This window comes from Tropicibacter sp. Alg240-R139, assembly GCF_900537075.1.
GTDB lineage: Bacteria > Pseudomonadota > Alphaproteobacteria > Rhodobacterales > Rhodobacteraceae > Falsiruegeria.
The window spans coordinates 156565-181489 of sequence record NZ_UNRA01000005.1 but is presented as its reverse complement, the minus strand read 5'-3'; the positions used below and the strand labels follow the sequence as shown (position 1 = coordinate 181489).

Sequence of the window (24925 nt, the reverse complement as noted above, 5' to 3'; positions counted from 1 at the left end):
AATGAGTTTCAGGCAGCGTTTGGGCAGCTTTATCGACCACCCGTCCTTTGGGCAGTTCATCACCGGTGTGATCGTGATCAACGCAGTGCTGTTGGGTCTGGAGACATCGCCTGGGATCATGGCCGATTTTGGCGGGGTGATCAAAACACTGGATACCGCCTGCCTCTGCATCTTTATTGTCGAGATCGCGCTGAAGCTGGTGGCGCAGGGACGGCGTTTCTTTACCAATGGCTGGAACCTGTTTGATTTCATCATTGTCGGTATTGCCCTGGTGCCCGGTGGTCAGGGCCTGTCGGTTTTGCGCGCACTGCGAATCTTGCGGGTGCTGCGCGTCATCTCGGTAGCGCCGCGTTTGCGCCGCGTGGTCGAGGGGTTCATCACCGCTCTGCCCGGCATGGCGAGTGTGTTTTTGCTGATGGCAATCATCTTTTACATCGGGGCGGTGATCGCGACGAAACTCTTCTCGCAATCCTTCCCTGCGTGGTTCGGTGATCTGGGTTTGTCGGCCTACACACTGTTCCAGATCATGACACTGGAAAGCTGGTCTATGGGGATCGTCCGTCCCGTGATGGAAGTTTATCCCTACGCTTGGGCATTTTTTGTGCCCTTCATCATGATCACCACGTTTGCAGTGGTGAACCTGCTGGTTGGTCTCATTGTAAATTCGATGCAGGATGCGCATCAGGAAGAGGATCACGAGCGCACCGATGCCTATCGGGATGAGGTAATTTCGCGGTTGGAAGCCATTGAACAACGATTGGCGGAACGCTCTGAGACAAAAATGTGATTTTGCACGGCGGCAATTTTGTCGTATTTGAGCCATGAGACAAGTGAGGCAGTGTTAGCAGATGAAACGTCGAGTTTTCGGACTGGGTGCAGTGGCAGCGGTTGGATTGACCGCGTGTGGAAGTCGTCGGGACAATAGGTTCCGGTCATATTACGGCCCCAAGGTCACGTCGATCGTGGTCAATAAAGGCGCGCGCCGCATGTATCTGTTGCACCATCAGGATGTCTTAAAGGAATACAAGGTCGATCTGGGCTTTGCGCCGGCGGGCGACAAAAAGGTCGAAGGGGACGGCAAAACCCCCGAAGGCACTTATTTGATCGACCGGCGCAACCCAAACAGCAGTTATCATCTGTCGATTGGGATCTCTTACCCTAATTCGCGCGATATCGCCGAAGCCAAGGCGCTTGGCCGCAGGCCGGGCGGCGAGATATTTATTCACGGGCAGCCGAACTTGCTGAAAGAGCTGAAGCGGGCGCGGCGGACCAAGGACTGGACCGCGGGCTGCATCGCCGTGAAAAACGACGAGATCGAAGAGATCTATGCAATGGTGCGCGACGGAACAGCCATTTCACTGCGTGCCTGATGCCTAGATTTTTCGCCAAGGTCCAAAGCTGAACATCACATAGTCGCGCTGATAGATATTGGTGGCTTCTTTCTCCAGATCGGCATCATAGATGTCATCCAGAGAATAGGGCGTATCCGGTTGCGCGGTTGCTGGGGCTTCGACTTCTTGGTGGCCATAACGTGCAGCCAGGGTCGGCAGTAGTTCGGCGATTTCATCCTCGCGGAACACGTGATCGGGGACGGCAAAGTCTGACATCGACGACAGTGCTTGTGACTGAGAGCACCAACCGCCGTCGACCCGGATCGCGGTCTGTCCTGCTAGGTTCATGCGGACAAACCCCATGAACGCTTCAAACGCTGCGCGATGATCTGACCGCGAATAGCGCGCGTCTGGAGCATCCTGAGGGATCGGTAGTTTGTATTGGCGGCGCAGGGTCTCGCGGATTTTCTTGTAGCTTCCCGGCCCTGTGCTTAGGATCTTGCGGCAAAATACCTGATGCAATCGCGCAAGCGGGTGGCGCAACACTGTGAACCGACGATGCCCGTGGTTGTTGCGCATCCATTGGCGCATCTGTTTCTGGTTCATGCCGGTGTTGAGCGAGCTTACCGGTACGCCGTCCAGACCAGCCATCCACGACATCACCTCATCTTCGGGGCCACCACGGATCGGCAGGTAAAGCATCGGGGTGACCACACCGGCAACATAGCTGGGCACGGCAGGGCCACGGCGGGGTTCAAAGTTTGGCGTTCGGGTTAGATTGAAGCGATCCAGGCCCCCCAAGGCGTCGGTCATTTCATCAACGTTGGTCACCTTAGAGGTCACCGGACTGGGGTTTTGCCGTTTCAGGCTTTTATCCAATCCATCAAGCCGCCCATTGACGCCCAACCAAGCGGCCAGGCCGTTCATCACGTCCACGCTTTGCAGATCGTCATAGTCGACATAAAATGGGGTTTGCCCTTGCGTCTGCAAACTGTTGAGCAGGAATACCTGAAAGTCCTGCAATGCTTCGACATGGCGCGAGAACTCCTCGGGATCAAACTGAACCTGGGCTTCTCGTCGCTTTTTGACGTTGGTCAGTTTCCATTGACCTGTTTCCTGTGCGATCTTCCAAGATACGTAGCTGTCCAGCGGGTTGCGCGTCAGGATGATCTTGGCGCAGCGGGGGTCAGTTAGGGCAGTATCAAGCACACGTTGATCGTGGTCATGAAAGAAGCGGAATCCACCCAACACGTCCGGCGTTTCACGGATCGCACTGATCAAACAATTGGGATCCCCGTCGCGCATCGCCTGCGAGATATCAAGGATTTCAGCCTTGTTCGGATAGCCGATGAAATGGGGATTGAACGCCTCGCCAAAGCAGGTGACATCCGACAGCGCGTTCAAGTTGGTTTCCAAAAAGTTGGAGCCTGTCCGCATCTCGGCAAAGACGATGAAATAGTCGAACTTGGATGTCATACCGCGTTATCGCACCAAATAGGGTTTGCGGTTTGGTTTGCTCATGTTGGCTGGTCCTTGCTCGACGGGGAAGTCGCCCATCAGATATGGGTGCATCCCCTGGTTTTTCAGATTCTGTAGGAACTGGCCAAATCCGGTCAGATCCACCATTTTGGGCGCTTCGCTCAGGCGCCGGGGGTTTGATGGGCCGATCTCGTCAAGGATGGTTTGGATTGGTTCCATCGGGGCCTCGACGAACTCGGCCATGCTCCAGATCCGGACCCGCGCCTTGGTCCAGACCGAACGCAGGATTTCCAAGTGATCGCTTTCGACCTTTTGCAGCAGGGCGGCCTCTTTCCGGAGGTCCGCGAAGTTGCAGTTCGATTTGAACAGTGGCACTGCCCAGGACCCGGTGATGACAGAGATTTGCGCGTTTGGATCGCGGGCCACCATCCAGTTGATTTTCTGATTGTCGCCTGGGCCGAACTGAAAACATTGCCGTTCGCCCCTGGTGTTCCAGATCAGACTGGTCAGAAAGCGGTTCGGGTCATAGTCGCGCAATACGGCATTGTCGGCGAGGGCGCCGTTGATCAAGCTTTGCCCGCCTGCAAATTCTGCCCGTTCTGGTCCAAAAAGATGGCCATGCACGCGGGCACCGGTGGCTTTGGTCAGCCAGGGTTCGAAATTTTCGAACAGCTCGGTAAAGCCCTGAAACATCGAGTAGGGATTGGATGTCAGCCCGTTTTCGTTGCCGTGTCGCGGAAAGCGGCTTTGCATGTATAAACCGTCGCGGCCTCGTGTCCGACGTTCAACTGCCTTGGCAAAGATGCGGTCGATCTTGCCGGGGTTGGGTTCGGTTTTCTTCATCGCACCGGCCTGATCGGTCAGGAACGCTTGATACAACCTTTCGGCCCGTGGCCAAATCTTGCGGGCAACAAAACAATCCGATCGACGCAGCAACTGCAGATGGTCATCGTAGAAAATGTGCGGTTTGCCCTGAAAGTCGAACTTCGACAGAGTCAGAGAGCGGCTTTCGATGTTGCTGGAATAAAGCCGCGAGAGTGTTTGGTAATAGCTTTCGTCTGGAATCCAGACGCGCCGGAAAAAGCGGTCATAGACGTCGCGCTCGGGGTCTTCCAGAATGGCGGATAGCGTTTGTCGGGTCAGGCACCACCACTGGCTGCCCATATGGGGCACCAAACCGGACGGGACTTTGCGTTTGAATCTAAGGAGCCGCTGAATGGCCACGTAGCGATCAAACAGAATTCGGTGCTTTTTCCACGAAAACGGGAACCGCAGGGTAAAGCGTTCGTGGTCCAACCCGCCAACGGTCCAGGGGACATCGGCAGTGGTGGCGCTTTCAATGAAATCCGTTCTGGGACGCGCGGACAGATAATCGATCAGCTCCTGAACCGGACGCAGGGGCAGGCAAGAACCTGAGGCCAAATAAACGTGGCGCACATCCGGAAACGCGCTGAGCATCAATTCGGACGCTGCTTGAGACGCGGCAACTATGCCCCAAGTACCCCATTCACATCTGTGGCGCTGGGAAAACAGGATCAGCGGGTTGTCAGTACAGGCGGCAACGAAATTTTTGTAAGTTTTACGCGAGACGTTTTTGTCTACATGCAGCACCACTGGACAGCCTGAGGCGGTCCAGTGCCGTGCGACTTCTTCGGCTCGGTCCAGTGCCGTGTGAACCAGCATGACAACTCCGACCGTCATGCCCAGTTCCCCTTGGACATCAGGCCCAGAATCTCAAGCTGTCGCCAGTTGATGTATTTCTCGGACCACTTGCACCACAGCTCGGGCTGTGCGCTCAACTTGTCGGCATAGGCTTTGTATTCGGCCGAGCCCGCGAAGTGCTGACGCCGCTGCAGTTCTTCTTCTGCCTTGGCAGTAAAGGTGTCCAGGAATTTGGTGTGCATAAGGGCGCCACTGGCCTTTTCGCCGCCCCACTCGTCATAGACCTGATTCAATCCGCGCGGAAGCAAGGTGTGAGTTGAGCTGACATAGGCGTAACGGCGATTCCATTTGACCAGTGGAGTCTTGTTCAGAGCAGGCGATTTTTTGGGAACGTCCGCAAAGAACATCCGTGCCCGCGGCCCCCCTTGAATCCACAAGTTGCCGTACAGCGGGTTCTTTTTGATCGTGTAGTTGCCACTGTCGAACCAATTGGCAATCTCCAGCGGGTTCTGCCCTTCTTGATATGGGATGTCCGTCAATCTGCCCTTTGGGTAAACGTCGATCAGCATGGCGCTGAAGCTGCGGATCAACGAATTGTCCAGCCAGTCGGTCAGGGCCTGAATAGGACGAGTGTCACAGAACGGGTAGACAAAGAATTCGTCCGGGTCGACGGTCAGCGTCCAGTGGTTGTGTGCATAGGTCCGCGCCAGCCAATTCATCCAGTCGACACCAAAGGTCGCGCGCCTGTAGCTGGATTGGGTGTGCCAGACCGAAATGTCGTGTTGCCCCTTGAGGTAATTGAGCGCCCCATCGGTGCTGTCATTGTCCACAAACAGGAAATGATTAACACCCAATTCGCGGTAGTACCGCAGAAAATAGGGCAGGCGAACTTTTTCGTTTCGAAAGGTGCTGATCAGCAAAACGTCATTGGGACGAATAGCTGCGGTGTTATCCTGAACGGCCTTGAGCTCGCTTGATTTCCGCAGGCACCGCAAAAGACGGCGCCGACGCCGCACTCGCATTCGATAAGAATCCCACAGGCTCACGTGTCAACCAACCTTTAAAAATGACGCGAGCATGACCCGGATACAGCGAAACCAAAGCACTGATAAGACCGAGCCAACTATAGTCATATGTCATCAATCCCTTCTATGAATCAATGGATTTAGAAACAGTTACAGGGGAAAAGCAATCTTTGTCGCTCAGATGCGACGGTGTGACTCTGAGATGTGGATCTCACCAACCGCCCGAACTCATCAACCCAAGTTCTTCAAGTTGCTGCCAGTTCCGGAACCGGGTCGAGGAATCGGTCCAAATCTCAGGCTCTGCCGTGATGCTGTCATAGTAGCCATCGAACTCTTGCGGTGAGTGAAAGTGTTGTGCGCGCTCTTTTTCGATCGCTGATTTGGAAACAATCTCTGGCAGGAATTTGGTGTGCAACAGCACACCAGATGCGTGGGTGTCGCCTGGCCCGTCATAAGCTCGGTTCAGGTGCGGCGGCAGGATAGAGTGGCAGGAATTCACGTAGGCATAGCTGCGATGCCATTTTACCAACGGGATCTTGTTCAAGGTGGGAGAGCGTCGCGGCTCTATTGCAAAGAACACACGCTCGCGCATGCCGCCTTGGGTCCACAGGTTGCCCAGTGGCATCTGGCGCTGCGACCGATAGGGGCCAGCATCGAACCAGTCGATCGTCTGTGTCGGGTCTGCGCCGGGCGTGTAACTTTGCTCGTTCAAAGCGCCCTTGGGGTAAAGGTCCAGCATCAAGGCACCAAACACTGTGGTGCCTCGGGCCTCTAACCAGGCGGTCAGTTCGGGCAGGGGGCGTGTATCGTGATGGGCATAAACCAGCAACTCGTCCGCATCGACCATTAGGGTCCAGTGGTTATGAGCATACTTGCGCTGTAACCATGTCATCCAGTTCAGGCCGAACCGTGCAGAGCGATAGCTGTCGCTGGTTTGCCAAAGCGAAACGTCTGGCTGTTTCGCCAGCATGACGTCAGTCCCATCGGTGCTGTCGTTGTCGATCACAAGGAAATGCCCAACGCCTAGACCTCGGTAGTACTGCAGGAAATAGGGCAGGCGGCTCATTTCGTTTCGGACCGTCATCACGATCAGAATATCGCGCGGCTTGATCTGGTTGGTGCGATCCGCCACAGAGCTCAGCCCATGTCGGCTGCGAAACGACCTCCACAACAAGCGACGCCGTTTCCACCGCAGACGATAGGCCTGGGCCAATGTCAGTTCACGCGTGTTTGCGGTGGAAGTGCGTGTCATCGGTGCCTTTAGTCCAGACCCATGGCGGCCATCATCTCTTCGAGCTTTGGCACGTCCGATGGGTTGTTTAGCTCCCAGAATTGACGCCCGCGGGCCTCGACTTCGACGCACAGAACCTTGTGGTTGTTTTCCATGAACCGCAGCTGCTCAAGGCCCTCAAGCGTTTCGAGCGGACCGGTCGTCCATGTGGGGTAAGCTGACAGCGCGTCTGCGCGATAAGCGTAGACGCCGACATGGTGGAACACGGGGGTCGGATCGGTCGAATCATAAGTTTGCGAGGTGAACGGCACCACTTCTTTTGAGAAGTACATGGCACTGTTGTCACGGGCAAAAACGGCTGTGGTCCCGCCCACGCGGCCATGCTTGCGGTCGTTCAGCAGGCTGTTCAGTGCGTCACCGTCGCATCGCAGAACCGGAGTGGCGATGCCGGCATTGGGCGCATTGCGCAGGCCTGTAACCAGATCCTCGATAAACCAGTGCGGGGTCAGGGGCGCATCACCCTGCAGATTGACCACGATATCAAACCCACCCCCCAGAACTTGATGCGCCTCGGCGCAGCGTTCGGTTCCGTTGGCACAGTTTTCCGAAGTCATCACCACTTCGGCCCCGAACCCTTCGGCGGCTTTTTGAATGCGGTCGTCGTCAGTTGCGACCACCACACGGTCGACGCCCTCTACTGCCATTGCTGCGCGCCAGGATCGTTCGATCAGGGATTGGCTGTTGCCGGATGCCCCTGTCAGCGGAACCAACGGTTTGCCGGGATAGCGGGTTGAGGCATATCGGGCCGGGATGGCAATTAGGACAGACATCAGGCCTCCTTCAACTCGACGTTAGGGGCAAAGGCGATGAAGAACGGATTGGCATAACCGTCCTTGCCGTATTGCAGTGGGGTGTGATCATCGAAACGGACGACCTTGCCGCCTGCGCCGGCCAAAACTGCGTGGCCAGCGGCGGTGTCCCATTCCATCGTTCGGCCCACACGAGGGTAGATGTCAGCTTCGCCCGTGGCGACAAGACAAAATTTCAGCGAAGAGCCCGCGCTTTTGCTGTCTTTGACGTTGTATTTTTTGATATAGTCGTCCGTCGCCTGATCGCGGTGTGACTTTGAGGCGACGACCAGCAGCGCATCATTGTCGGCGTTTGAAACTGCAATGGGTTGAACCGCACCTATGGTGTTCTTGTCCAGCGCGCCGGTTTCTTCGACCGATTGACCATCTGCCTGCGTGTAAAACATACGCCCCTTAGCCGGAGCGTAGACTACGCCCCGCGTCGGGGTGCCGTTTTCGACCAGTGCAATGTTGACAGTGAAGTCGCCACGACGGTGAATGAACTCCTTGGTGCCATCCAACGGATCAACGATCAAAAAGGTGTCCCCTTTGGTCGAATGTGACTCGGCCTGTTCTTCGGTTACCAGCAACACATCGGGAAAGGCCGCACGTAGCCCCGCCGAAATTAGGGCGTCAGCTGCCTCATCCGCTTCGGTCACCGGACTGTCATCGGATTTGACCTTCACGTCGAAATCATCTGAATTATATATCTCCATGATCTTGTCGCCCGCCTCGAGCGCCAGCGTGCGGATCACGGGAATAAGGTCATCATAGGTCACAAAAATGCTCCGATTTTGTGTTTTGTTGCTTATTGGGCCTGCTGTTCTTATGCTTTGCAGGCAACGGAACAGCAAGAATTCCGTGCCAAAATGTTGAGCAGTGTTATGGGAAACCGTTTTAGTGTTTGGATATCGACAGCATAGATCCCTGCTTAGTGGTGCGTTCACCATGGCAGAGATCATTTTTCACGCGGTGGTTCGATCTATTCGATCCGGCCACAATAACGCGTTCATTGCGCTGGGCAAAAACATGATGCAGGTCGTCGTGTTCGTTTTGATCTTTTATCTGATGTTCACAATGCTTGGACTACGCGGCGGTGCGATCCGAGGCGACTTCCTGTTGTACATCATGTCGGGCGTCTTTTTGTTCATGGTGCATATCAAGGCCGTTGGGGCCGTTATGGGTGCCGAAGGACCGAACAGTGCCATGATGAAGCACGCGCCGATGAATACGATCATCGCGCTTTTGGCGGCGGCCATCGGGTCGCTTTATACGCAAATGCTGACCTTGTTCATTATTCTGTTTGGGTATCACGTCGCAGTTACGCCGATTTTTATCGATGATCCGGGCGGAGCCTTTGGAATGCTACTGCTGTCGTGGTTCACTGGCTGTTCTGTTGGTCTTGTGTTTTTCGCCATGAAGCCATGGCTCCCAACTGTTGTGGGCATTATGAGCACGATCTATCAGCGCGCAAACATGATCGCTTCTGGCAAGATGTTTGTGGCCAATACGCTTCCGCCGTTCATGCTGATGATGTTTGACTGGAATCCTCTGTTTCATTGCATCGACCAATGCCGCGGTTTTGTGTTTCGGAACTACAACCCTCGCAACACTGACTGGCATTATGCTTTTTGGGTTGGCGTTGCGCTGATCATGATTGGTCTGATGCTCGAGTTTTATACCCGACGCCAAGTGTCGAGCAGCTGGTACGCGCGCCGATGATTCGGGTTTGGGTCATCCTCTTGATCCTGTGGCCCGGCGTTATTTGGGCGTTCACCTTGCCAGAATTACATGATGTGACCGGTGTTGCCCCCAACGACGTGTTGAATGTTCGCGCCGCGCCCAATGCCTTGTCCGAGAAGGTATCGGAACTGGCGCATGATGTTGCCAATGTCGAAGTTGTCGACCGCTCGCCCGATGGTAAATGGGGGCTTGTGAACAGTGGTGAGGCTTCGGGGTGGGTGTCTTTGCGCTATCTTGCACCTCACGCCGAGAACCCGGATTTCTCAATCGGGCGCAAGCTCACGTGTTCCGGGACAGAACCCTTATGGTCGCTTGAAATCGAGCAGGGTAAGCAGGCCAGGTTCGATGGTCTGGGTTTGCAGGCCGTGAGCATGACGGCGGATGTGATGCAGCAAGCGCGTGGTCGCATTGATCGGTTTTCACTGACCGTTGGACTGTCCGGCGTGGCGATGGTGCGGGCGCAGCAGTGCTCGGACGGGATGTCTGAACGGGCCTATGGATTGGACGTCGATTATTTGCATCATGACGGCGTGCTTTATTCGGGCTGCTGCTCTGTCATCGCCCACTAATTCACGACCCGCAGAGTCAGATTTATGCGCCCGCCCTTGGGTAGCAGGCGGGACGATTTGAACCGGATACGGTCGATCCCGTGATAGCTGAGTCGCGCCTCGCCCCCCATTATCACCACATCACCGGAGCTGAGCCACAAAGATTCGGTTTTGCCGCCGCGTGTCGGGCTTCCCATTCGAAACAAGGCATCGTCACCCAAGGACACCGACACCACCGGCCACGAGAAATCAGCTTCGTCCTTGTCCTGATGCAGTCCCATCTTGGTGTCTTCACCATAATAATTGATCAGGCAGCTGTCGGGCAGACGCGTCAACCCGGTGGTGTCGCGCCAGATCGACAGAACCGAATCCGGGATCGCGGGCCACGGGCGCCTCATAGGATGCTGTGTTTCATAGCGATAGCCAGAAGAATCCGAAATCCAGCCGCACGACCCCGCCGACGTCATGCGCACCGACATTTTCTTGCCTGACGACGTTGTGGGATTAAACAATGGCACGGCTTTCAGGATCGGGCGTAAATCGTCGATTAAGGTGGTTTGTGCCTTGGAATCCAAATGTGATTTCCAGACCTCGAACCCCCGTATCAAAAGCCGCTGCACCCGCTGTTCCCCATTCGTTAGCAAAACCTTGTCAAAAAAGGTTCAAGAATCCAGAAAACCCGCGTTTCACAGTGCTTGCAGGCCCGTTCACGCGACCTTATATACGCCGGGACGCGCGATGGTGTAGTGCCATTCGCGCAAACGGATCGAGGCCGGGATGCCGTAACGGGTTCAAGCCTCGGGTAATCGCCTGGAAGAGAAAAGGGATCGAATATGAGTAAAGTTATTGGGATCGACCTGGGTACCACAAACAGCTGCGTCGCCATCATGGATGGATCGCAACCTCGGGTTATCGAAAACGCAGAAGGGGCGCGGACCACGCCCTCGATCGTCGCCTTCACGGATGAAGAGCGTCTGGTCGGTCAGCCGGCGAAACGCCAGGCGGTCACCAACCCTGACAATACCGTCTTTGGTGTCAAACGCCTGATCGGCCGTCGGTTCGACGACGAGCATCTGGCCAAAGACAAGAAGAACCTGCCGTTCAACGTGATCAATGGCGGCAATGGTGATGCATGGGTTGAAGCAAAAGGCGAAAAGTATTCGCCGTCGCAAATCTCGGCCTTCACGCTGGGCAAGATGAAAGAAACCGCCGAGAGCTATCTAGGCGAAGAGGTCACACAGGCCGTCATCACCGTTCCCGCGTATTTCAACGACGCTCAGCGTCAGGCCACCAAAGACGCAGGCAAGATTGCCGGTCTCGAAGTGCTGCGCATTATCAACGAACCGACTGCCGCTGCTCTGGCCTATGGTCTGGACAAAGAAGAAACCCAAACCATCGCGGTCTATGACCTTGGTGGCGGTACCTTCGATGTGACCATCCTGGAAATTGACGACGGTCTGTTCGAGGTCAAATCGACCAATGGTGACACCTTTCTGGGTGGTGAAGACTTTGACATGCGCATCGTCAACTACCTGGCCGACCAGTTCAAAAAAGAGCACAATGTCGACCTGACCAAGGACAAGATGGCCCTGCAGCGTCTGAAAGAAGCTGCTGAAAAAGCCAAGATCGAACTGTCCTCGGCCAACCAGACCGACATCAACCAGCCGTTTATTTCGATGGACCCGTCCACCGGTACGCCGCTGCACATGGTTATCAAACTGACCCGTGCCAAGCTGGAACAGCTGGTCGGTGACCTGATCAAGGCGTCGATCAAGCCCTGCCAGGCCGCTCTGAAGGACGCGGGTCTGTCGGCTGGAGACATTGACGAGGTTGTTCTGGTCGGTGGTATGACCCGGATGCCGAAAGTCATCGAAGAGGTCACCAAGTTCTTTGGCAAAGAGCCGCACAAGGGTGTGAACCCGGACGAAGTTGTTGCCATGGGCGCTGCCATTCAGGCCGGTGTTCTTCAGGGCGACGTCAAAGACGTGGTTCTGCTGGACGTGACGCCGCTGTCGTTGGGCATTGAAACCCTGGGTGGCGTGTTCACCCGTCTGATCGACCGCAATACCACCATCCCGACGAAGAAGAGCCAGATCTTCTCGACAGCCGAAGACAACCAGAACGCCGTGACCATCCGCGTGTTCCAGGGCGAGCGCGAAATGGCGGCCGACAACAAGATCCTGGGTCAGTTCAACCTGGAAAACATCCCGCCCGCACCGCGCGGCATGCCCCAGATCGAAGTGACCTTTGACATCGACGCCAACGGCATCGTGTCGGTTGGTGCGTCCGACAAGGGCACTGGCAAAGAGCAGAAGATCACCATCCAAGCCTCGGGTGGTCTGTCGGATGACGACATCGAAAAAATGGTCAAGGACGCAGAAGAGAACGCCGAGGCGGACAAAGAACGCCGCGAGCTGATCGAGGCGAAAAACCAGGCCGAGAGCCTCATCCATTCGACCGAGAAGTCGATGGAAGAGCACGCGGACAAGGTTGATCCGACCACCATCGAAGCCATCGAACTGGCAATTGTCGCGCTCAAGGACGAGATTGAAACGGACAATGCCGAAAAGATCAAATCGGGCATCCAGAACGTGACCGAAGCGGCCATGAAGCTGGGCGAAGCGATCTATAAGGCAAGCCAGGCCGAAGCTGACGAAGAACCGGCAGCTGCTGACGCAGGTCCTGTCGATGATGATATCGTCGATGCCGAGTTCGAAGATTTGGACGATGACAAGCGCCAGTAACGCGTAACCGGGCAAAAGAGGGCCGGTCCGGTCGACGGACCGGCCCTCTTTCGTTGAGGCAGAAGGAATAACGGATGTCAAAGCGTGACTATTATGACGTGCTCGGCGTGGCCAAGGGCGCTTCGGCGGACGAGATCAAAAAGGGCTTTCGCACGAAGGCCAAAGCACTGCATCCCGACCGCAACAAAGACAACCCGGACGCCGAATCACAATTCAAAGAGGCTAATGAGGCCTACGAGGTTCTGAAGGACGCCGAGAAAAAGGCAGCCTATGACCGCTTTGGTCATGCCGCGTTCGAAAATGGCATGGGTGGCGGCGGTGGACGTCCCGGTGGACCTGGATTTGGCTCGGGCGACTTCTCGTCGGCGTTTTCGGATGTGTTCGATGATCTCTTTGGTGACTTTATGGGTGGCCAACGCGGTGGCGGCGGACGTCGTGCCGCGCGTGGATCGGACTTGCGCTATAATCTGCGGGTGTCGCTGGATGACGCGTTTGCCGGAATGCAAAAGACGATCAACGTGCCGACTGCGGTTAGCTGTTCGTCGTGCGATGGCAGTGGTGCCGAAGGCGGCGTTGAACCCACCACCTGTCCGACGTGTTCGGGTATGGGCAAGGTGCGTGCTCAGCAAGGCTTTTTTACAGTTGAGCGGACCTGTCCGACCTGTTCGGGTCTGGGTCAGATCATCAAGAACCCCTGTAACTCATGTCAGGGTGCCGGCCGTGTTGAAAAGGATCGTGCGCTCAGCGTGAACATTCCTGCCGGTGTCGAAACCGGTACCCGTATTCGTCTGGCAGGTGAGGGTGAGGCCGGGATGCGCGGCGGTCCTCCGGGTGATCTGTATATCTTTGTCGAAGTGGCACAGCACGAACTGTTCGAACGTGATGGCGTGAATCTGTATTGCCGTGTGCCGGTTTCGATGGCGAATGCCGCGCTTGGCGGCGCGATCGAAGTACCGACAATCGACGGTGGTCGCGGTCGCGTGCAGATTCCGGCGGGCAGCCAATCGGGTCGTCAAATGCGCCTGCGGGGCAAAGGTATGCCTGCGCTGCGCGGCGGTGGCGCCGGTGATATGTTCATCGAGCTGGCTGTTGAAACGCCAGTCAACCTGACCAGTCGCCAAAAGGAAATTCTGCGGGAATTCGACGAGTTGGCTGATAACAACAACCCCGAATCCAAAAGTTTCTTTTCTTCGGTCAAATCCTTTTGGGATGGCATGAAGGGCTGACACCAAAGACATACAATTCTAAAGGCCGCCTCATCAACCGGGCGGCCTTTTCGCATCTGGAACGGTTAATAAGTCCAGATTGACCATATGAAACAAGACTTTTGGTTATTGATAATCGGCGTAAACCCTGAGATGTTCGCGCCAACCGTTGGGGTGCCGTTTTCCGGCTGAGAGGTGTCTGACATCAACCCATCGAACCTGATCCGGGCAATTCCGGCGTAGGAAACGGTCTTAGTCACAGGCTCACTCTCTATGCCCCGTTGCCTTCCAAGATGATGGAGCAACCGATGGCACCAATTGCGCTTACAATCGCCGGATCCGACAGCGGCGGCGGCGCGGGCATTCAGGCCGACCTCAAGGCGATGTCGGCCCTGGGTGTTTACAGCGCGAGCGTGATCACCGCCGTGACGGCCCAGAACACACAGGCCGTGACTGCAGTGCATGGTATTCCGCTGGATGTAATTGCGGCGCAGATTGATGCGGTGCTAAGCGATCTGAACGTCAGCGCGATCAAGATCGGCATGCTCGCCACGCCCGAAATTATCCAAACAGTTGCCGATGGAATCGCGGAGTTCGGTGGCCCCGTGGTGCTTGACCCGGTGATGATTGCCAAATCCGGTGACGCCCTGCTGGCGCGTGAGGCGGTGCAGACCCTGCGCGAGGTGCTGTTGCCGCGCGCCACCGTTCTAACCCCGAACTTGCCCGAGGCGGCTTGTCTGCTGGACCGTATGGTTGCCGAAACGACCGATGAGATGGCCGAGCACGGGGTGGCTCTGTGTGCTTTGGGTGCCCAAGCGGTGCTTATGAAGGGCGGCCATGCCGAAGGCGACATTTGCCACGACCTGTTACTGTCTGATCAGCGAGTGTTGGGCGATTACACCTCGCCACGCCGGGACACCAAGAACACGCATGGGACAGGATGCACATTGTCGTCGTCGATTGCCGCTGGCCTGGCCAAAGGGCTGGATTTGCCGTCGGCTGTTGCCCGAGCACATACCTATCTTCAGGGCGCGATTGCCCAAGCGGATACGTTGGGCGTGGGCCACGGGCACGGGCCGGTGCATCATTTCCACAAAGTATGGGCATGAGCGATTTTTCTGTCATAGGAGCTGGCGTTGCCGGTCTGGCGGTCGCAACCGAGCTGGTCGCGCGCGGGGCTTCGGTCGATGTCTACGATCCTGCAGGACCCCCCGGTCCGCATGGCTGCTCGTGGTGGGCAGGGGGGATGCTTGCACCTTGGTGCGAGTATGAAAATGCCGAAGAACCGGTACTGCGCTTGGGGCAAGAGGCGATTGGTTGGTGGGCGGACAGGACGGATGTGACCTATGCCGGAACGTTGGTGGTCGCCAGTGCTCGTGACCTTCCGGATCTTCGCCGATTTTCGCGGCGGACCGAGGGATTTTTGGACGTCGGACGGGGAAAAATCGCTGAATTAGAGCCTGATCTGGGCCTATTCGGCAAGGGGTTGTACTTTGACAAAGAGGCCCATCTTGACCCGCGTAAGGCTCTGGCTGACTTGCACGCCGGGTTGGAGGGAAATGGCGTGACCTTCCACCAGTCCGCTGCGCCAGACAGCTTGAAAAACACGGTCGATTGTCGGGGCTTGGGGGCACGTGACAGGCTGACCGACCTGCGCGGCGTGAAGGGCGAGATGGTGGTGATCCGCGCCCCAGATGTGGCTCTAACACGGCCTGTTCGGCTGTTGCACCCGCGTTTGCCACTCTACATCGTGCCGCGTGGTGATGGCGTTTACATGTTGGGCGCAACAATGATTGAAAGCGAAGACAGCAATCGCATCACGGCACGTTCGATGCTGGAACTGTTGAGCGCTGCTTATGCCTTGAACCCGGCTTTTGGTGAGGCGGAAGTGCTGGAAATCGGCGTCGATTTGCGACCCGCGTTCCGCGATAATCTGCCACGCATTCGCCGGTTTGGCGGGCGCGTTTATGCCAATGGTCTTTACCGGCACGGGTATCTATTGGCGCCCGCCCTGGCGCGCGGTGTTGCGGACCTGCTGCTGGACAACAAACACTCGGAGATGGTCGATGAAGATCGTGCTTAACGGCGAACCCTGCGAGGTGGCCGCCGAAACATTGGCCGCTTTGCTAGATGAATGCGGTTTCTCGGGTCGGGTTGCGACCGCGGTGAACGAGGGTTTTGTGCCCTCGTCCCTGCGCGTCGGTCATCGGTTGAATGATGGCGACCGGGTCGAAGTGCTCGCCCCGATGCAGGGGGGCTGAGTTATGCGAACATTCTACGGTACAAAGCTACTCAGCCCATTGATGCTGGGCACGGCGCAATACCCAAGCCCCGCAATTCTGGAACAGGCGTTCCGGGACAGCGGCGCAGGCGTCGCAACCGTGTCGCTGCGCCGCGAGGGCGGAGCGGGGCAGACCTTCTGGACCATGATCAAGGACCTTGGTGTTCTGATCTTGCCCAATACCGCAGGGTGCCACACGGTGAAGGAGGCCGTCACCACCGCCCATATGGCGCGCGAGGTGTTTGACACCAAGTGGATCAAACTTGAACTGATTGGCCACACTGACAGCCTGCAACCCGATGTATTCCAACTGGTCGAAGCTGCGCGCATCTTGACCGAAGACGGATTTCAAGTGTTCCCCTACACCACTGACGACTTGATCGTGGGTGAACGGTTGCTTGAAGCCGGGTGTGAGGTGTTAATGCCGTGGGGTGCACCGATTGGCTCTGGTCGTGGTCTTAACAACGAATACGCATTGCGCGCGATGCGGGCCGAATTCCCCGATGTGCCGTTGGTTGTGGATGCGGGCATCGGCCTACCGTCCCACGCATCGCACGCAATGGAGCTCGGCTATGACGCGGTGTTGCTGAACACAGCCGTCGCCCGCGCAGGCGAGCCGCAGATGATGGCGCGTGCGATGGCGCTTGCGGTAGAGGCCGGGCGGCTGGCCTATGAGGCCGACCCGATCGAGGCGCGCGACATGGCCGAACCCTCAACCCCAGTCATCGGAAAGGCGTTTCTGTCATGAGCCTGGATCGTTTCTATCCCATTTTTGACCATACCGACTGGCTGGAACGGATGCTGCCGTTGGGCATCAAGCTGGTACAGTTGCGGATCAAGGACCAACCGGACGAAGTGGTGCGCAAACAGATCGCCAAGGGGCAGGATCTGTGCGCTGAATATGGCTGTGTTCTGGTTATCAACGACTATTGGCAAGCGGCGGTTGATCTGGGAGTCGAGTGGCTGCATCTCGGCCAAGAGGATCTGGATGAGGCCGACTTATCCGCTATCCGTAAAGCGGGTCTAAAGCTGGGCGTTTCGACCCATGACGACGACGAATTGGAACGGGTTCTGGCAATGGACCCGGATTATGTCGCGCTTGGCCCCGTTTATCCCACCATCCTGAAAGAGATGAAATGGCATCAACAGGGCTTGCCGCGCGTCACCGAATGGAAAGAGCGTGTGGGCGATATTCCGTTGGTCGGTATCGGCGGTATGAGCGTTGAGCGCGCCCCCGGTGTGCTGGATGCAGGTGCAGATATTGTTTCAGCCGTGACTGACATCACGCTGAACGCCGATCCCGTGGCGCGCGTGCGCCAGTGGATCGAGGCGACTAGATGAGCCGCTACGCTCGCCAAATGATCCTGCCGCAGGTCGGAACGCAGGGACAGGTTCGCCTGTCCCGTGCCCGTGTTTTGGTGGTGGGATGCGGTGGGCTGGCCGCTCCGGTTTTGCCGTTGCTGGCGGGGGCCGGTGTGGGGCATCTGCTGTTGTTGGACGCGGACGTCGTTGCCCTGTCTAACTTGCACCGGCAGACGCTGTTTACCGAAGCGGATTGTGATGTGTCCAAGGCCGAAGTGGCGGCAGGGCGTTGCCGTGCGCTAAACTCGGGGATCACTGTTGAGGCAAGAAAACAGGCTCTTACACCCGAAAATGTAGTCGATTTGGTTGCTGAAGCCGATTTGGTTTTGGACTGTGCTGACAGCTACGCGGCCAGTTATACGCTCAGTGACGCATGTCTCAAGCAAGGCAAACCGTTGATCAGCGCCTCGGTCCTTGGACTGGGTGCCTATGTCGGCGGGTTCTGCGGCGGTGCGCCGTCCCTGCGCGCGATTTTTCCGGACGCCCCCGACAGCGGCGCAAGTTGCGCTACGGCGGGTGTTCTGGGCCCGGTCGTGGGTATGATCGGAGCGTTGCAGGCGCAGATGGCGTTGGCCGTGTTGTTGCAGCTTGACCCGTCGCCACTTGGCCAGATGGTTCAGTTCGACGCGCAGACCTATCGTAGCACATCGTTCCGTTTTGATGGCACATCTGAGCCCGAGAACGCTATGCGTTTTGCCGCCACCACCGAACTCACCGATCAGGACATGATTGTCGAACTGCGCGGAATTGATGAGGCACCCGTGCCGATCCTTGCATCCGCCACCCGTATCCCACCGGAGGAGGTGCAGAACCACCTTCCCAAACCTGAAACCCGCATTGCGCTATGTTGTGCCACTGGGCTACGGGCCTGGCGCACGGCTGAGCGCATTCAACAGATTTGGCCGGGCGAGATTGTCCTCGTCGCGGCCTCAACCTCATGAAGCATAAGGAAACGCTGATATGAAAAAAATGCTGACTGCATTGGCTATGCTGGCCGCGACCCCGGCGATGGCTGCCGACAAGATGACCGTCCTGTTGGATTGGTTCATCAACCCCGACCACGGGCCCATCATTGTAGCGCAGGAAAAAGGGTTCTTTGCCGATCAGGGGTTGGAGGTTGAAATTGTTGCGCCTGCCGACCCTTCAGCGCCGCCGCGCTTGGTGGCAGCAGGTCAGGCCGATCTGGCCGTGTCGTATCAGCCGCAGCTCCACCTGCAGATCCACGAGGGTCTGCCGCTCAAGCGTGTTGGCACATTGGTTGCGACCCCGTTGAACTGCCTGCTGGTTCTGGAAGACGGCCCGATCAAATCGCCCGCTGACCTGAAAGACAAGAAGATCGGCTTCTCGGTCGCTGGTGTGGAAGAGGCGGTTCTGGGCGCTGTTCTTGGTAAATACGGCGTAGCCCTGAGCGATGTTGAGATGATCAACGTCAACTTCTCTCTGTCGCCTTCGCTAATGTCGGGGCAGGTGGACGCCGTCATTGGAGCTTACCGTAACTTTGAGCTGAACCAGATGGACATCGAAGGCGAGCCGGGCACTTGCTTCTACATCGAAGAAGAGGGCGTGCCGTCTTATGACGAGCTGATCTATGTGGCCAACCCAGAAACGATGGACGCCGATAAAGTGGCCCGCTTCCTGCGCGCGACCGAGCTGGCAACCCAGTACATCGTCAACAACCCGGTCAAAAGCTGGGAAATCTTCTCGGGCACCTCGACCGAGCTGCAGGACGAGCTGAACAAGCGCGCCTGGGTCGATACGATGCCGCGCTTTGCGTTGCGTCCCGCGGGCTTCGATCACGGCCGCTACGAACGGTTCGAAGCGTTCCTGAAAGACAGCGGTATGATCGACAGCATCAACCCGGTTGATGCGATCGCGATCGACGTGACCGCGAAATGAACACGACACCGGACTATGGTCGCGCCTTTGGACTGATGCGCGCGGCCTCGGGCGATGTGTGGCGAGATTATACCCGCCACGCTTTCGTCGAAGGGATGAAAGACGGCACCCTGCCGCGTGAGGCGTTTCTGCATTACCTACGGCAGGACTATGTGTTCCTAGTTCACTTCAGCCGCGCCTGGGCGCTCGCGGTGGTGAAATCAGAAACGCATGAGGAGATGTTGCTGGCCTCGGCCACGGTGAACGGTCTGATCAGCGAAGAGATGAAGCTGCACATCGGCATCTGTGCCGAAGCTGGAATATCGCAAGATGATCTGTTTACTACGCCCGAGCGGCCAGAAAACCTGGCCTACACCCGCTTTGTGCTCGAAGCAGGTTATTCAGGTGATCTGCTTAGCCTGCTTGCGGCACTTGCTCCTTGCGTCATGGGCTATGGCGAGATCGGCGCACGTCTGTCGAACGAGGCGACCAGCGAGACTTATCGCGACTGGATCAACACCTATGCCGGGGATGACTATCAGGGTTCGGTCCGCGCTGTGGGCGAACTGCTTGATGGTGCGCTGACCCGCCGCTTGGGCAAGGGTTATGACCAACTGCCGAGGTGGGAGGGTCTGTGCCGCACCTTCAGCATGGCAACCCAGCTAGAGGTTGGGTTTTGGCAGATGGGGATGACCCCGTGACACCAGCGCCCGAGATCACGTTTCAGGGGCAGGCCACCATTGGCGCGGCGCAGCTTTTTGCGCCGCTGTCGCTTTCCTTGGCAGCTGGGCAATGGACCTGCCTGCTGGGTGGCTCGGGCGTTGGGAAATCCACTGTGCTCCGGTTGATCGCCGGGTTGCAGACGGGGGCCGTGTTTGACGGCTCTATCACCGCGTCGGATGGCGGTGAGGTTGTCCCGCGCGTGGCCTACATGGCGCAGGACGATCTGCTGCTACCTTGGGCGACCGTCACGCAGAACGTCACGTTGGGCGCGCGGTTGCGCAGCGAAAAGCCGGATCAGGCGCGGTTACAGCGGTTGCTTGGTCGCGTGCGGTTGACTGAACACGCTAACAAGAAACCAGCGGAACTCTCAGGCGGGCAACGTCAGCGCGTTGCGCTGGCACGTACGCTGATGGAGGACAAGCCGGTCATCCTGCTGGACGAGCCGTTTTCGGCGCTGGATGCGCAGACGCGCGCGGACATGCAGGATCTGGCGGTGGAATTGTTGGCCGGGAGGACAGTCTTGTTGGTGACTCATGATCCTGGCGAGGCTGCGCGATTGGGGCATTCGATTGTTGTTATGGAACAATCGGGTCTGACACATTGCCCACCTCCGCAAGCTGACGTGCCGCGCAAGGTTGATGATCTTGACACATTGGCGTCGCAAGCAGCGCTATTGCGCCTGCTAAGAGGAGAGGCCGCATGATGCGCTACCTTCCCGCTTTGGCGGCGGCGGTCTTTGCGGTGGCAATCTGGCAGTTGATCGTCAGTCTGACGGACCTGCCCAAATTTATCTTGCCTGGGCCGCTGCTGGTGGCGGAAACTTGGTGGAAAAGCCGCGCCTTGATTGCCGAACATACATTGATCACCGGGATCGAGGTTTTGATTGGTCTGGCTGTCGGGGCTGCGCTTGGGATCGTGACCGCGATTCAATTGGCCACGTCCCGCGTTGCGCGGGTGCTGGTGCAGCCGATGCTGGTGTTCACGCAGGCGCTGCCGGTCTTTGCGCTGGCGCCGATCCTGACGCTGTGGTTGGGTTATGGTTTGTGGTCCAAAGTGGCGATGGCGGTGCTGATCATCTATTTTCCGGTGACGTCGTCGTTCTTTGATGGGCTGATGCGCACGCCGCCTGGTTATCTGGATCTGGCGCGCACGATGCAGGCAAGCCCACGCGCGGTGCTGTGGCACATCCGTATTCCTGCAGCCTTGCCAAACTTGGCGTCGGGCCTGCGGTTGGCAGCAGTCTATGCGCCCATTGGGGCCGTGATCGGCGAATGGGTGGGCGCGTCCAAAGGGCTGGGGTATCTGATGCTGTTGGCTAATGGCCGCGCCAAGACCGACCTGATGTTTGCTGCGATGCTGACGCTAGGGGTGTTTTCGGTCCTGCTGCACATCGCCGTGCGTAAGGCCACGATGCGGATGGCGGGCGAGGGCGGTTAACCTTTCAGAAACCGATTCGGGTTGACGCTTGCCGGTATGACCCAAAATGCTTTTGCCGAAGCCCCGATGCTGTTTGACCTGGACGAGGCGCCCGAGGCCCCGCTGCCGTCGGGTCGCTTGCCATCTTACATCAAGGATCACCGCAAACGCCTGCGCGAACGGTTCATGGAGGGTGGGGCAGCTGCCATGCCGGATTATGAGCTGTTGGAGCTGGTGCTGTTCCGTTCGATCCCGCGTCAGGATGTGAAACCTTTGGCGCGTTTATTGCTGGACACGTTTGGCGATTTCAATTGTGTGCTGACAGCCCCGGTTGAGCGGCTACAAGAGGTCAAGGGTGTGGGTGACGCGGTGATCACCGATCTCAAGATCCTTGAGGCCTCGGCGCATCGCATGGCGCGAGCGCGGGTGATGCAGCGACAGGTGATTTCGGGCTGGGACGCGCTGCTGGATTACTGCCATACCACCATGGCGCATCGCGAGACCGAGCAATTCCGCGTGTTCTATCTGGATCGCAAAAATGTGCTGATCGCAGACGAGGAACAGGCGCGCGGCACAGTGGATCATGTGCCGGTCTATCCGCGTGAAGTCGCCAAACGTGCGTTGGAGCTGAATGCCTCGGCGCTCATTCTGGTGCACAATCACCCATCAGGCGATCCAACGCCGTCGCAGTCGGATGTCGACATGACCAATCAGATACAAAGTGCCTGTGTCGCTTTGGGGCTGACCTTGCACGATCACCTTATCATCGGAAAGTCGACCGAGCTGAGTTTTCGGTCCGAGGGGTATCTGTAGAGTTGGTTATCTGACCCACACTTCGACCCGGCGGTTGACCTGACGACCCCAATCACTGTCGTCGCAGGCCATGGGCATCGCTTCGCCAAAGGCGTCGATGGTGATGTCCACCCGTTCGGGATTGGCGGTTTCGGCCGCACTAAGGACAGCATCTCGGACAGCTTCGGCGCGTTTCATGGCGATCCTTGCGTTGCCTGCGGCCGGACCTTCGCCGTCGCTGAACCCGACAAAGGCCAATTGGCGAGCGTCGTATCGACCAGCCTCAAGCGCGCGGGCCAATTGCGCAATATTGGCGCGAGACTGAGCGTCGGGGCGGGTTGATCCGGTTTCAAATCGAAACGATGTCGACAGGCGAGTCATAGTAGACAGCCGTGCGATCATGCGATGCAGCTCGTCCAGCGGTACCTCTTCTCCTGCAGATGAGATGGCATTGGCCAGGCGGTCGCCTTGGGCATTCATTGAAATCGATTCGGGCGTCTGATCCACAAAGCCCGCGCGCCGGATCACAAGCTGGGCGGCAGGTCCACGCGTGTAAGACAGAAATTGTCTTGCTACATCTGGAAGGCGGCGGGCAGGCAAGTAGAGGAACATGGGCGAGTTGAGCGGATAGTCCTCGGTCTTGATCGTGCGGCGGCTGGCGGACAGCGAAAAGCCGCAAGCACCAGTGAGCGTCAATGCCCGTGCGGTACCGGTTTCGGCAAAACTGGCAATGCCTATGGCGAAGGGGTCAGTGGTAACCACACGCGCCAGGTCACTGCTGCGTTTGTGGCGGACAACGTCGTTAACAAGTGGGGTGTCCAAAGGACGCAGCAGCCGATCCTCTGCAGCCTGCGCGAGACCAGAACCTGCTGTCGGCAAATGAACTGAAATCGGCGCGTCGGGACCACCCAGATCCTGCCAGTTGGTGATTTCGCCCGCATAGACGTCGGCCAGTTGCGGCAGGGAGATGCGGTGCACCGGATTGCCCGGCGCCACGACTGGCACCATGGCGTCGAGCGCCAGAACACGTGAGCGGTTGGCCTCCGTCATGTCGCCCATGCCCGCCTCGCGCGCGAGCTTACGTTCGTCGGGGCGGATTTCGCGCAAGGCCATGACGATGTCCGCCTCGTTTGCCAAAAGATCAGCAAACCCCTCATCTGTGGATGTTACACGAAATGTGAACTCGGCAATCGGCGCGGTGCCGGGGCCTTGGCTGAGGCTGTACAGAAACTGCGCGCCGCCTAGATTTTTGCGCTGTGCCTGATAGCCGTTGCGCAGCGCGAAGCCTTCGATCAGGGCCGGCAGCAGCACCTCGGCCATAGTGGAAGAGCCCGACAGGGTGATCTTGGCCACATAATCCACAAGGCTGGGGCAGGCGGGACCGTCACAGATCACACCTGACCCATCTACTGTCAGTTCACCGAATTGAGTGTCAACGCGATAGAACTCGCCATCGAAACCCAGCAGGGTTCCGTTGATTTCAACTTTGCCATCGCGGGACGTCAGCGTGATGTCCTGCGCAAACCCACTTAAGGGGGCAACAAAAAGAAAAAGTGCGGCGAAAACCGCCGCACGATACCAAGCCATGAGAAACCTGAAATTACCTGCGGATCACTTGGCCGCGATTTTCAGGTCTTCGACAAGATTATTCAACACCAGAAAATCACCTGCGGCGTCACATCCGGGGATTGACAATGTCAGGTCGCGGGTCTTTAGCGCATTTCCGTCACGGCGTTCCAGCGATTGTGCCGAAATCTCGCGTCCGCAGTTGGCTTGGGTCACCTCTGCTTCGATGCTGAGGGCTATGGAGCCTTCGGTGGCCGTGTCGCCCTGGGGAAAGCTGTAAACCTCGGCCAATTGCGGCTCGAACGTGTCGGCGCGGCCCAAGCGGGTGAACGTGCCTTGCCCGGCCTGCGCTGCGTTGGCCCAGACATGGCCCGTATCGCCGTATCCGGCGCCAAATTCGCGGGCGTGGATTTGCAGGCCAGCGCGGTCAGCCCATTGCACAGCAACACGGTCGATCAAATCCAAATCGGGTACCTGTGTCATCGCAACAGCTCCCTTGCCGTTGCTAAAGGCCACGACAAAGACGGCGTTTTCGGACAGGGCGGGGACGGTAACGTTCAATTTACCGACTTCATCTGTGATTTCGGTAAAGATTAGGCCGCTGTGGTGAACGCTCACACGCTGGTTTCCAAAGCACGGCGCGTCGACTGACAGCGTGACGCTGGCCATGGGCGCCGGAGCTGTCGTTGCGGTGACGGCGCAGCCCAGTTGTGGTACCTCGGGATCTTGCGGTGTTTCTGGCAGAACGGCCCCATCCAGCAATCCGCGACCCGAATTGACGCCCTCCATCGGGGCGTCGGGCAAGCGGCGCGGTGCGGGCAAATCGGGCAGAGCGGACGTCAAAGTGATATCCTGAACACTGTCCAGCATGATTTGATCGGCAGTCGTATCTGCGGCAACAGTCTGCGCGGTCGGGGCGGGTTGCGCCGAGACGATTGCGGGTTTGGTGGCGATGTTGGGGTTCCGATACGGGCTGTCCTGTTGCATTAGGTAGCCGGTTGCAAGCGCGCAGGACATCGTTCCGGCGGCCATCAGAATTCTACGTCGAGCAGGCAACATTCCACACCTCATCACACATTGGCTCAGAGGCAGTG

General features: G+C 57.6%; 26 protein-coding genes and 1 riboswitch. Of the genes, 17 read left to right on the top strand and 9 right to left on the bottom strand.

Annotation, left to right across the window (positions count from 1 at the left end):
* The first annotated feature begins 1 nt into the window (after position 1).
* Positions 2–787, top strand: a complete 786-nt coding sequence (locus G6R15_RS18540; RefSeq protein ID WP_164661465.1) for an ion transporter — start codon at positions 2–4, stop codon at positions 785–787.
* Positions 788–848: 61 nt separating this feature from the next.
* Positions 849–1370 (top strand): murein L,D-transpeptidase family protein, encoded by a 522-nt coding sequence (locus G6R15_RS18535; protein WP_164661464.1) that lies wholly within the window; start codon positions 849–851, stop codon positions 1368–1370.
* Positions 1371–1373: 3 nt separating this feature from the next.
* Here G6R15_RS18535 and G6R15_RS18530 read toward each other — a convergent pair whose 3' ends face one another.
* The 6 genes from G6R15_RS18530 to cysQ form a co-directional block, all read right to left on the bottom strand.
* Complete coding sequence (locus G6R15_RS18530) at positions 1374–2807, bottom strand: sulfotransferase family 2 domain-containing protein (protein ID WP_164661463.1); 1434 nt, start codon at positions 2805–2807, stop codon at positions 1374–1376.
* A gap of 6 nt (positions 2808–2813) precedes the next feature.
* Entirely contained in the window at positions 2814–4511 is a 1698-nt protein-coding gene (locus tag G6R15_RS18525; protein WP_164661462.1) for a beta-1,6-N-acetylglucosaminyltransferase, read from the bottom strand.
* Entirely contained in the window at positions 4508–5494 is a 987-nt protein-coding gene (locus G6R15_RS18520; protein WP_164661552.1) for a glycosyltransferase family 2 protein, read from the bottom strand. Before G6R15_RS18520 ends, G6R15_RS18525 begins: the two co-directional genes overlap by 4 nt.
* Positions 5495–5708: 214 nt before the next feature.
* Positions 5709–6749 carry a glycosyltransferase family 2 protein gene (locus G6R15_RS18515; protein ID WP_164661461.1) on the bottom strand — a complete coding sequence of 347 codons (1041 nt, stop codon included), beginning with the start codon at positions 6747–6749 and terminating at the stop codon, positions 5709–5711.
* An 8-nt stretch (positions 6750–6757) separates the two neighbouring features.
* The gene (locus G6R15_RS18510; RefSeq protein WP_164661460.1) at positions 6758–7558 is read right to left on the bottom strand and encodes a manno-octulosonate cytidylyltransferase; all 801 of its coding nucleotides are present in this window, start codon (positions 7556–7558) and stop codon (positions 6758–6760) included.
* Positions 7558–8355, bottom strand: a complete 798-nt coding sequence (gene cysQ, locus G6R15_RS18505; protein ID WP_164661459.1) for a 3'(2'),5'-bisphosphate nucleotidase CysQ — start codon at positions 8353–8355, stop codon at positions 7558–7560. The genes G6R15_RS18510 and cysQ overlap by 1 nt, the downstream gene beginning before the upstream one ends.
* 169 nt (positions 8356–8524) lie before the next feature.
* Here cysQ and G6R15_RS18500 point away from each other — a divergent pair, with 169 nt between their 5' ends.
* Positions 8525–9298 (top strand): ABC transporter permease, encoded by a 774-nt coding sequence (locus G6R15_RS18500; RefSeq protein WP_164661458.1) that lies wholly within the window; start codon positions 8525–8527, stop codon positions 9296–9298.
* Entirely contained in the window at positions 9295–9888 is a 594-nt protein-coding gene (locus G6R15_RS18495) for a COG3650 family protein (RefSeq protein ID WP_164661457.1), read from the top strand. Before G6R15_RS18500 ends, G6R15_RS18495 begins: the two co-directional genes overlap by 4 nt.
* Here the strand turns inward: G6R15_RS18495 and G6R15_RS18490 are convergent.
* Positions 9885–10487: an alpha-ketoglutarate-dependent dioxygenase AlkB gene (locus G6R15_RS18490; protein WP_164661456.1), complete on the bottom strand. Its 603-nt coding sequence runs from the start codon at positions 10485–10487 to the stop codon at positions 9885–9887. The two genes, G6R15_RS18495 and G6R15_RS18490, sit on opposite strands and share 4 nt — an antisense overlap.
* 213 nt (positions 10488–10700) lie before the next feature.
* Here G6R15_RS18490 and dnaK point away from each other — a divergent pair, with 213 nt between their 5' ends.
* From dnaK to radC, 13 genes are all read left to right on the top strand, one after another.
* Positions 10701–12611: a molecular chaperone DnaK gene (dnaK, locus tag G6R15_RS18485; RefSeq protein ID WP_164661455.1), complete on the top strand. Its 1911-nt coding sequence runs from the start codon at positions 10701–10703 to the stop codon at positions 12609–12611.
* Positions 12612–12685: 74 nt separating this feature from the next.
* Positions 12686–13837 (top strand): molecular chaperone DnaJ, encoded by a 1152-nt coding sequence (gene dnaJ, locus G6R15_RS18480; RefSeq protein ID WP_164661454.1) that lies wholly within the window; start codon positions 12686–12688, stop codon positions 13835–13837.
* A 139-nt stretch (positions 13838–13976) separates the two neighbouring features.
* Positions 13977–14079, top strand: a riboswitch (TPP riboswitch).
* 45 nt (positions 14080–14124) lie between these two features.
* Entirely contained in the window at positions 14125–14925 is an 801-nt protein-coding gene (gene thiD / locus G6R15_RS18475) for a bifunctional hydroxymethylpyrimidine kinase/phosphomethylpyrimidine kinase (protein ID WP_164661453.1), read from the top strand.
* Positions 14922–15899 (top strand): FAD-dependent oxidoreductase, encoded by a 978-nt coding sequence (locus G6R15_RS18470; RefSeq protein ID WP_164661452.1) that lies wholly within the window; start codon positions 14922–14924, stop codon positions 15897–15899. Before thiD ends, G6R15_RS18470 begins: the two co-directional genes overlap by 4 nt.
* Positions 15883–16077: a sulfur carrier protein ThiS gene (thiS, locus tag G6R15_RS18465; protein ID WP_164661451.1), complete on the top strand. Its 195-nt coding sequence runs from the start codon at positions 15883–15885 to the stop codon at positions 16075–16077. The genes G6R15_RS18470 and thiS overlap by 17 nt, the downstream gene beginning before the upstream one ends.
* 3 nt (positions 16078–16080) lie before the next feature.
* Positions 16081–16845 (top strand): thiazole synthase, encoded by a 765-nt coding sequence (locus G6R15_RS18460; protein WP_164661450.1) that lies wholly within the window; start codon positions 16081–16083, stop codon positions 16843–16845.
* The gene (locus G6R15_RS18455) at positions 16842–17438 is read left to right on the top strand and encodes a thiamine phosphate synthase (RefSeq protein ID WP_164661449.1); all 597 of its coding nucleotides are present in this window, start codon (positions 16842–16844) and stop codon (positions 17436–17438) included. Before G6R15_RS18460 ends, G6R15_RS18455 begins: the two co-directional genes overlap by 4 nt.
* A complete protein-coding gene (locus G6R15_RS18450) occupies positions 17435–18400 on the top strand; it encodes a thiazole biosynthesis adenylyltransferase ThiF (protein WP_164661448.1) in 966 nt (321 codons plus the stop codon). The genes G6R15_RS18455 and G6R15_RS18450 overlap by 4 nt, the downstream gene beginning before the upstream one ends.
* A 19-nt stretch (positions 18401–18419) precedes the next feature.
* Positions 18420–19355, top strand: a complete 936-nt coding sequence (locus tag G6R15_RS18445; RefSeq protein WP_164661447.1) for an ABC transporter substrate-binding protein — start codon at positions 18420–18422, stop codon at positions 19353–19355.
* Positions 19352–20035 (top strand): thiaminase II, encoded by a 684-nt coding sequence (gene tenA, locus G6R15_RS18440; protein WP_164661446.1) that lies wholly within the window; start codon positions 19352–19354, stop codon positions 20033–20035. Before G6R15_RS18445 ends, tenA begins: the two co-directional genes overlap by 4 nt.
* Positions 20032–20760 (top strand): ABC transporter ATP-binding protein, encoded by a 729-nt coding sequence (locus G6R15_RS18435; protein ID WP_164661445.1) that lies wholly within the window; start codon positions 20032–20034, stop codon positions 20758–20760. The genes tenA and G6R15_RS18435 overlap by 4 nt, the downstream gene beginning before the upstream one ends.
* On the top strand, positions 20760–21494 hold the full coding sequence (locus G6R15_RS18430; RefSeq protein WP_164661551.1) for an ABC transporter permease: 735 nt from the start codon (positions 20760–20762) through the stop codon (positions 21492–21494). Before G6R15_RS18435 ends, G6R15_RS18430 begins: the two co-directional genes overlap by 1 nt.
* 36 nt (positions 21495–21530) lie before the next feature.
* Positions 21531–22286, top strand: coding sequence for a DNA repair protein RadC (gene radC / locus G6R15_RS18425; protein ID WP_164661444.1), 756 nt, complete (start codon positions 21531–21533; stop codon positions 22284–22286).
* A gap of 6 nt (positions 22287–22292) precedes the next feature.
* Here the strand turns inward: radC and G6R15_RS18420 are convergent, their stop codons facing one another.
* Positions 22293–23852, bottom strand: a complete 1560-nt coding sequence (locus G6R15_RS18420) for a phosphate ABC transporter substrate-binding/OmpA family protein (RefSeq protein ID WP_164661443.1) — start codon at positions 23850–23852, stop codon at positions 22293–22295.
* Between the two features lie 24 nt (positions 23853–23876).
* Positions 23877–24863: a hypothetical protein gene (locus tag G6R15_RS18415; RefSeq protein WP_164661442.1), complete on the bottom strand. Its 987-nt coding sequence runs from the start codon at positions 24861–24863 to the stop codon at positions 23877–23879.
* Between the last annotated feature and the right edge of the window lie 62 nt (positions 24864–24925).

What these genes read in the sequence shown, in the direction of transcription:
- thiS (WP_164661451.1), top strand. Translation starts at nt 15,883, where the DNA reads ATGAAGATCGTGCTTAACGGCGAACCCTGCGAGGTGGCCGCCGAAACA.
- G6R15_RS18445 (WP_164661447.1), top strand. Translation starts at nt 18,420, where the DNA reads ATGAAAAAAATGCTGACTGCATTGGCTATGCTGGCCGCGACCCCGGCG.
- G6R15_RS18430 (WP_164661551.1), top strand. Translation starts at nt 20,760, where the DNA reads ATGCGCTACCTTCCCGCTTTGGCGGCGGCGGTCTTTGCGGTGGCAATC.
- G6R15_RS18515 (WP_164661461.1), bottom strand. Translation starts at nt 6,749, where the DNA reads ATGACACGCACTTCCACCGCAAACACGCGTGAACTGACATTGGCCCAG.
- radC (WP_164661444.1), top strand. Translation starts at nt 21,531, where the DNA reads ATGACCCAAAATGCTTTTGCCGAAGCCCCGATGCTGTTTGACCTGGAC.
- dnaJ (WP_164661454.1), top strand. Translation starts at nt 12,686, where the DNA reads ATGTCAAAGCGTGACTATTATGACGTGCTCGGCGTGGCCAAGGGCGCT.
- G6R15_RS18420 (WP_164661443.1), bottom strand. Translation starts at nt 23,852, where the DNA reads ATGGCTTGGTATCGTGCGGCGGTTTTCGCCGCACTTTTTCTTTTTGTT.
- thiD (WP_164661453.1), top strand. Translation starts at nt 14,125, where the DNA reads ATGGCACCAATTGCGCTTACAATCGCCGGATCCGACAGCGGCGGCGGC.
- G6R15_RS18470 (WP_164661452.1), top strand. Translation starts at nt 14,922, where the DNA reads ATGAGCGATTTTTCTGTCATAGGAGCTGGCGTTGCCGGTCTGGCGGTC.
- G6R15_RS18450 (WP_164661448.1), top strand. Translation starts at nt 17,435, where the DNA reads ATGAGCCGCTACGCTCGCCAAATGATCCTGCCGCAGGTCGGAACGCAG.
- G6R15_RS18535 (WP_164661464.1), top strand. Translation starts at nt 849, where the DNA reads ATGAAACGTCGAGTTTTCGGACTGGGTGCAGTGGCAGCGGTTGGATTG.
- G6R15_RS18510 (WP_164661460.1), bottom strand. Translation starts at nt 7,558, where the DNA reads ATGTCTGTCCTAATTGCCATCCCGGCCCGATATGCCTCAACCCGCTAT.
- G6R15_RS18415 (WP_164661442.1), bottom strand. Translation starts at nt 24,863, where the DNA reads ATGGCCGCCGGAACGATGTCCTGCGCGCTTGCAACCGGCTACCTAATG.
- tenA (WP_164661446.1), top strand. Translation starts at nt 19,352, where the DNA reads ATGAACACGACACCGGACTATGGTCGCGCCTTTGGACTGATGCGCGCG.
- G6R15_RS18495 (WP_164661457.1), top strand. Translation starts at nt 9,295, where the DNA reads ATGATTCGGGTTTGGGTCATCCTCTTGATCCTGTGGCCCGGCGTTATT.
- G6R15_RS18525 (WP_164661462.1), bottom strand. Translation starts at nt 4,511, where the DNA reads ATGACGGTCGGAGTTGTCATGCTGGTTCACACGGCACTGGACCGAGCC.
- G6R15_RS18500 (WP_164661458.1), top strand. Translation starts at nt 8,525, where the DNA reads ATGGCAGAGATCATTTTTCACGCGGTGGTTCGATCTATTCGATCCGGC.
- G6R15_RS18530 (WP_164661463.1), bottom strand. Translation starts at nt 2,807, where the DNA reads ATGACATCCAAGTTCGACTATTTCATCGTCTTTGCCGAGATGCGGACA.
- G6R15_RS18455 (WP_164661449.1), top strand. Translation starts at nt 16,842, where the DNA reads ATGAGCCTGGATCGTTTCTATCCCATTTTTGACCATACCGACTGGCTG.
- G6R15_RS18460 (WP_164661450.1), top strand. Translation starts at nt 16,081, where the DNA reads ATGCGAACATTCTACGGTACAAAGCTACTCAGCCCATTGATGCTGGGC.
- G6R15_RS18540 (WP_164661465.1), top strand. Translation starts at nt 2, where the DNA reads ATGAGTTTCAGGCAGCGTTTGGGCAGCTTTATCGACCACCCGTCCTTT.
- dnaK (WP_164661455.1), top strand. Translation starts at nt 10,701, where the DNA reads ATGAGTAAAGTTATTGGGATCGACCTGGGTACCACAAACAGCTGCGTC.
- G6R15_RS18520 (WP_164661552.1), bottom strand. Translation starts at nt 5,494, where the DNA reads ATGCGAGTGCGGCGTCGGCGCCGTCTTTTGCGGTGCCTGCGGAAATCA.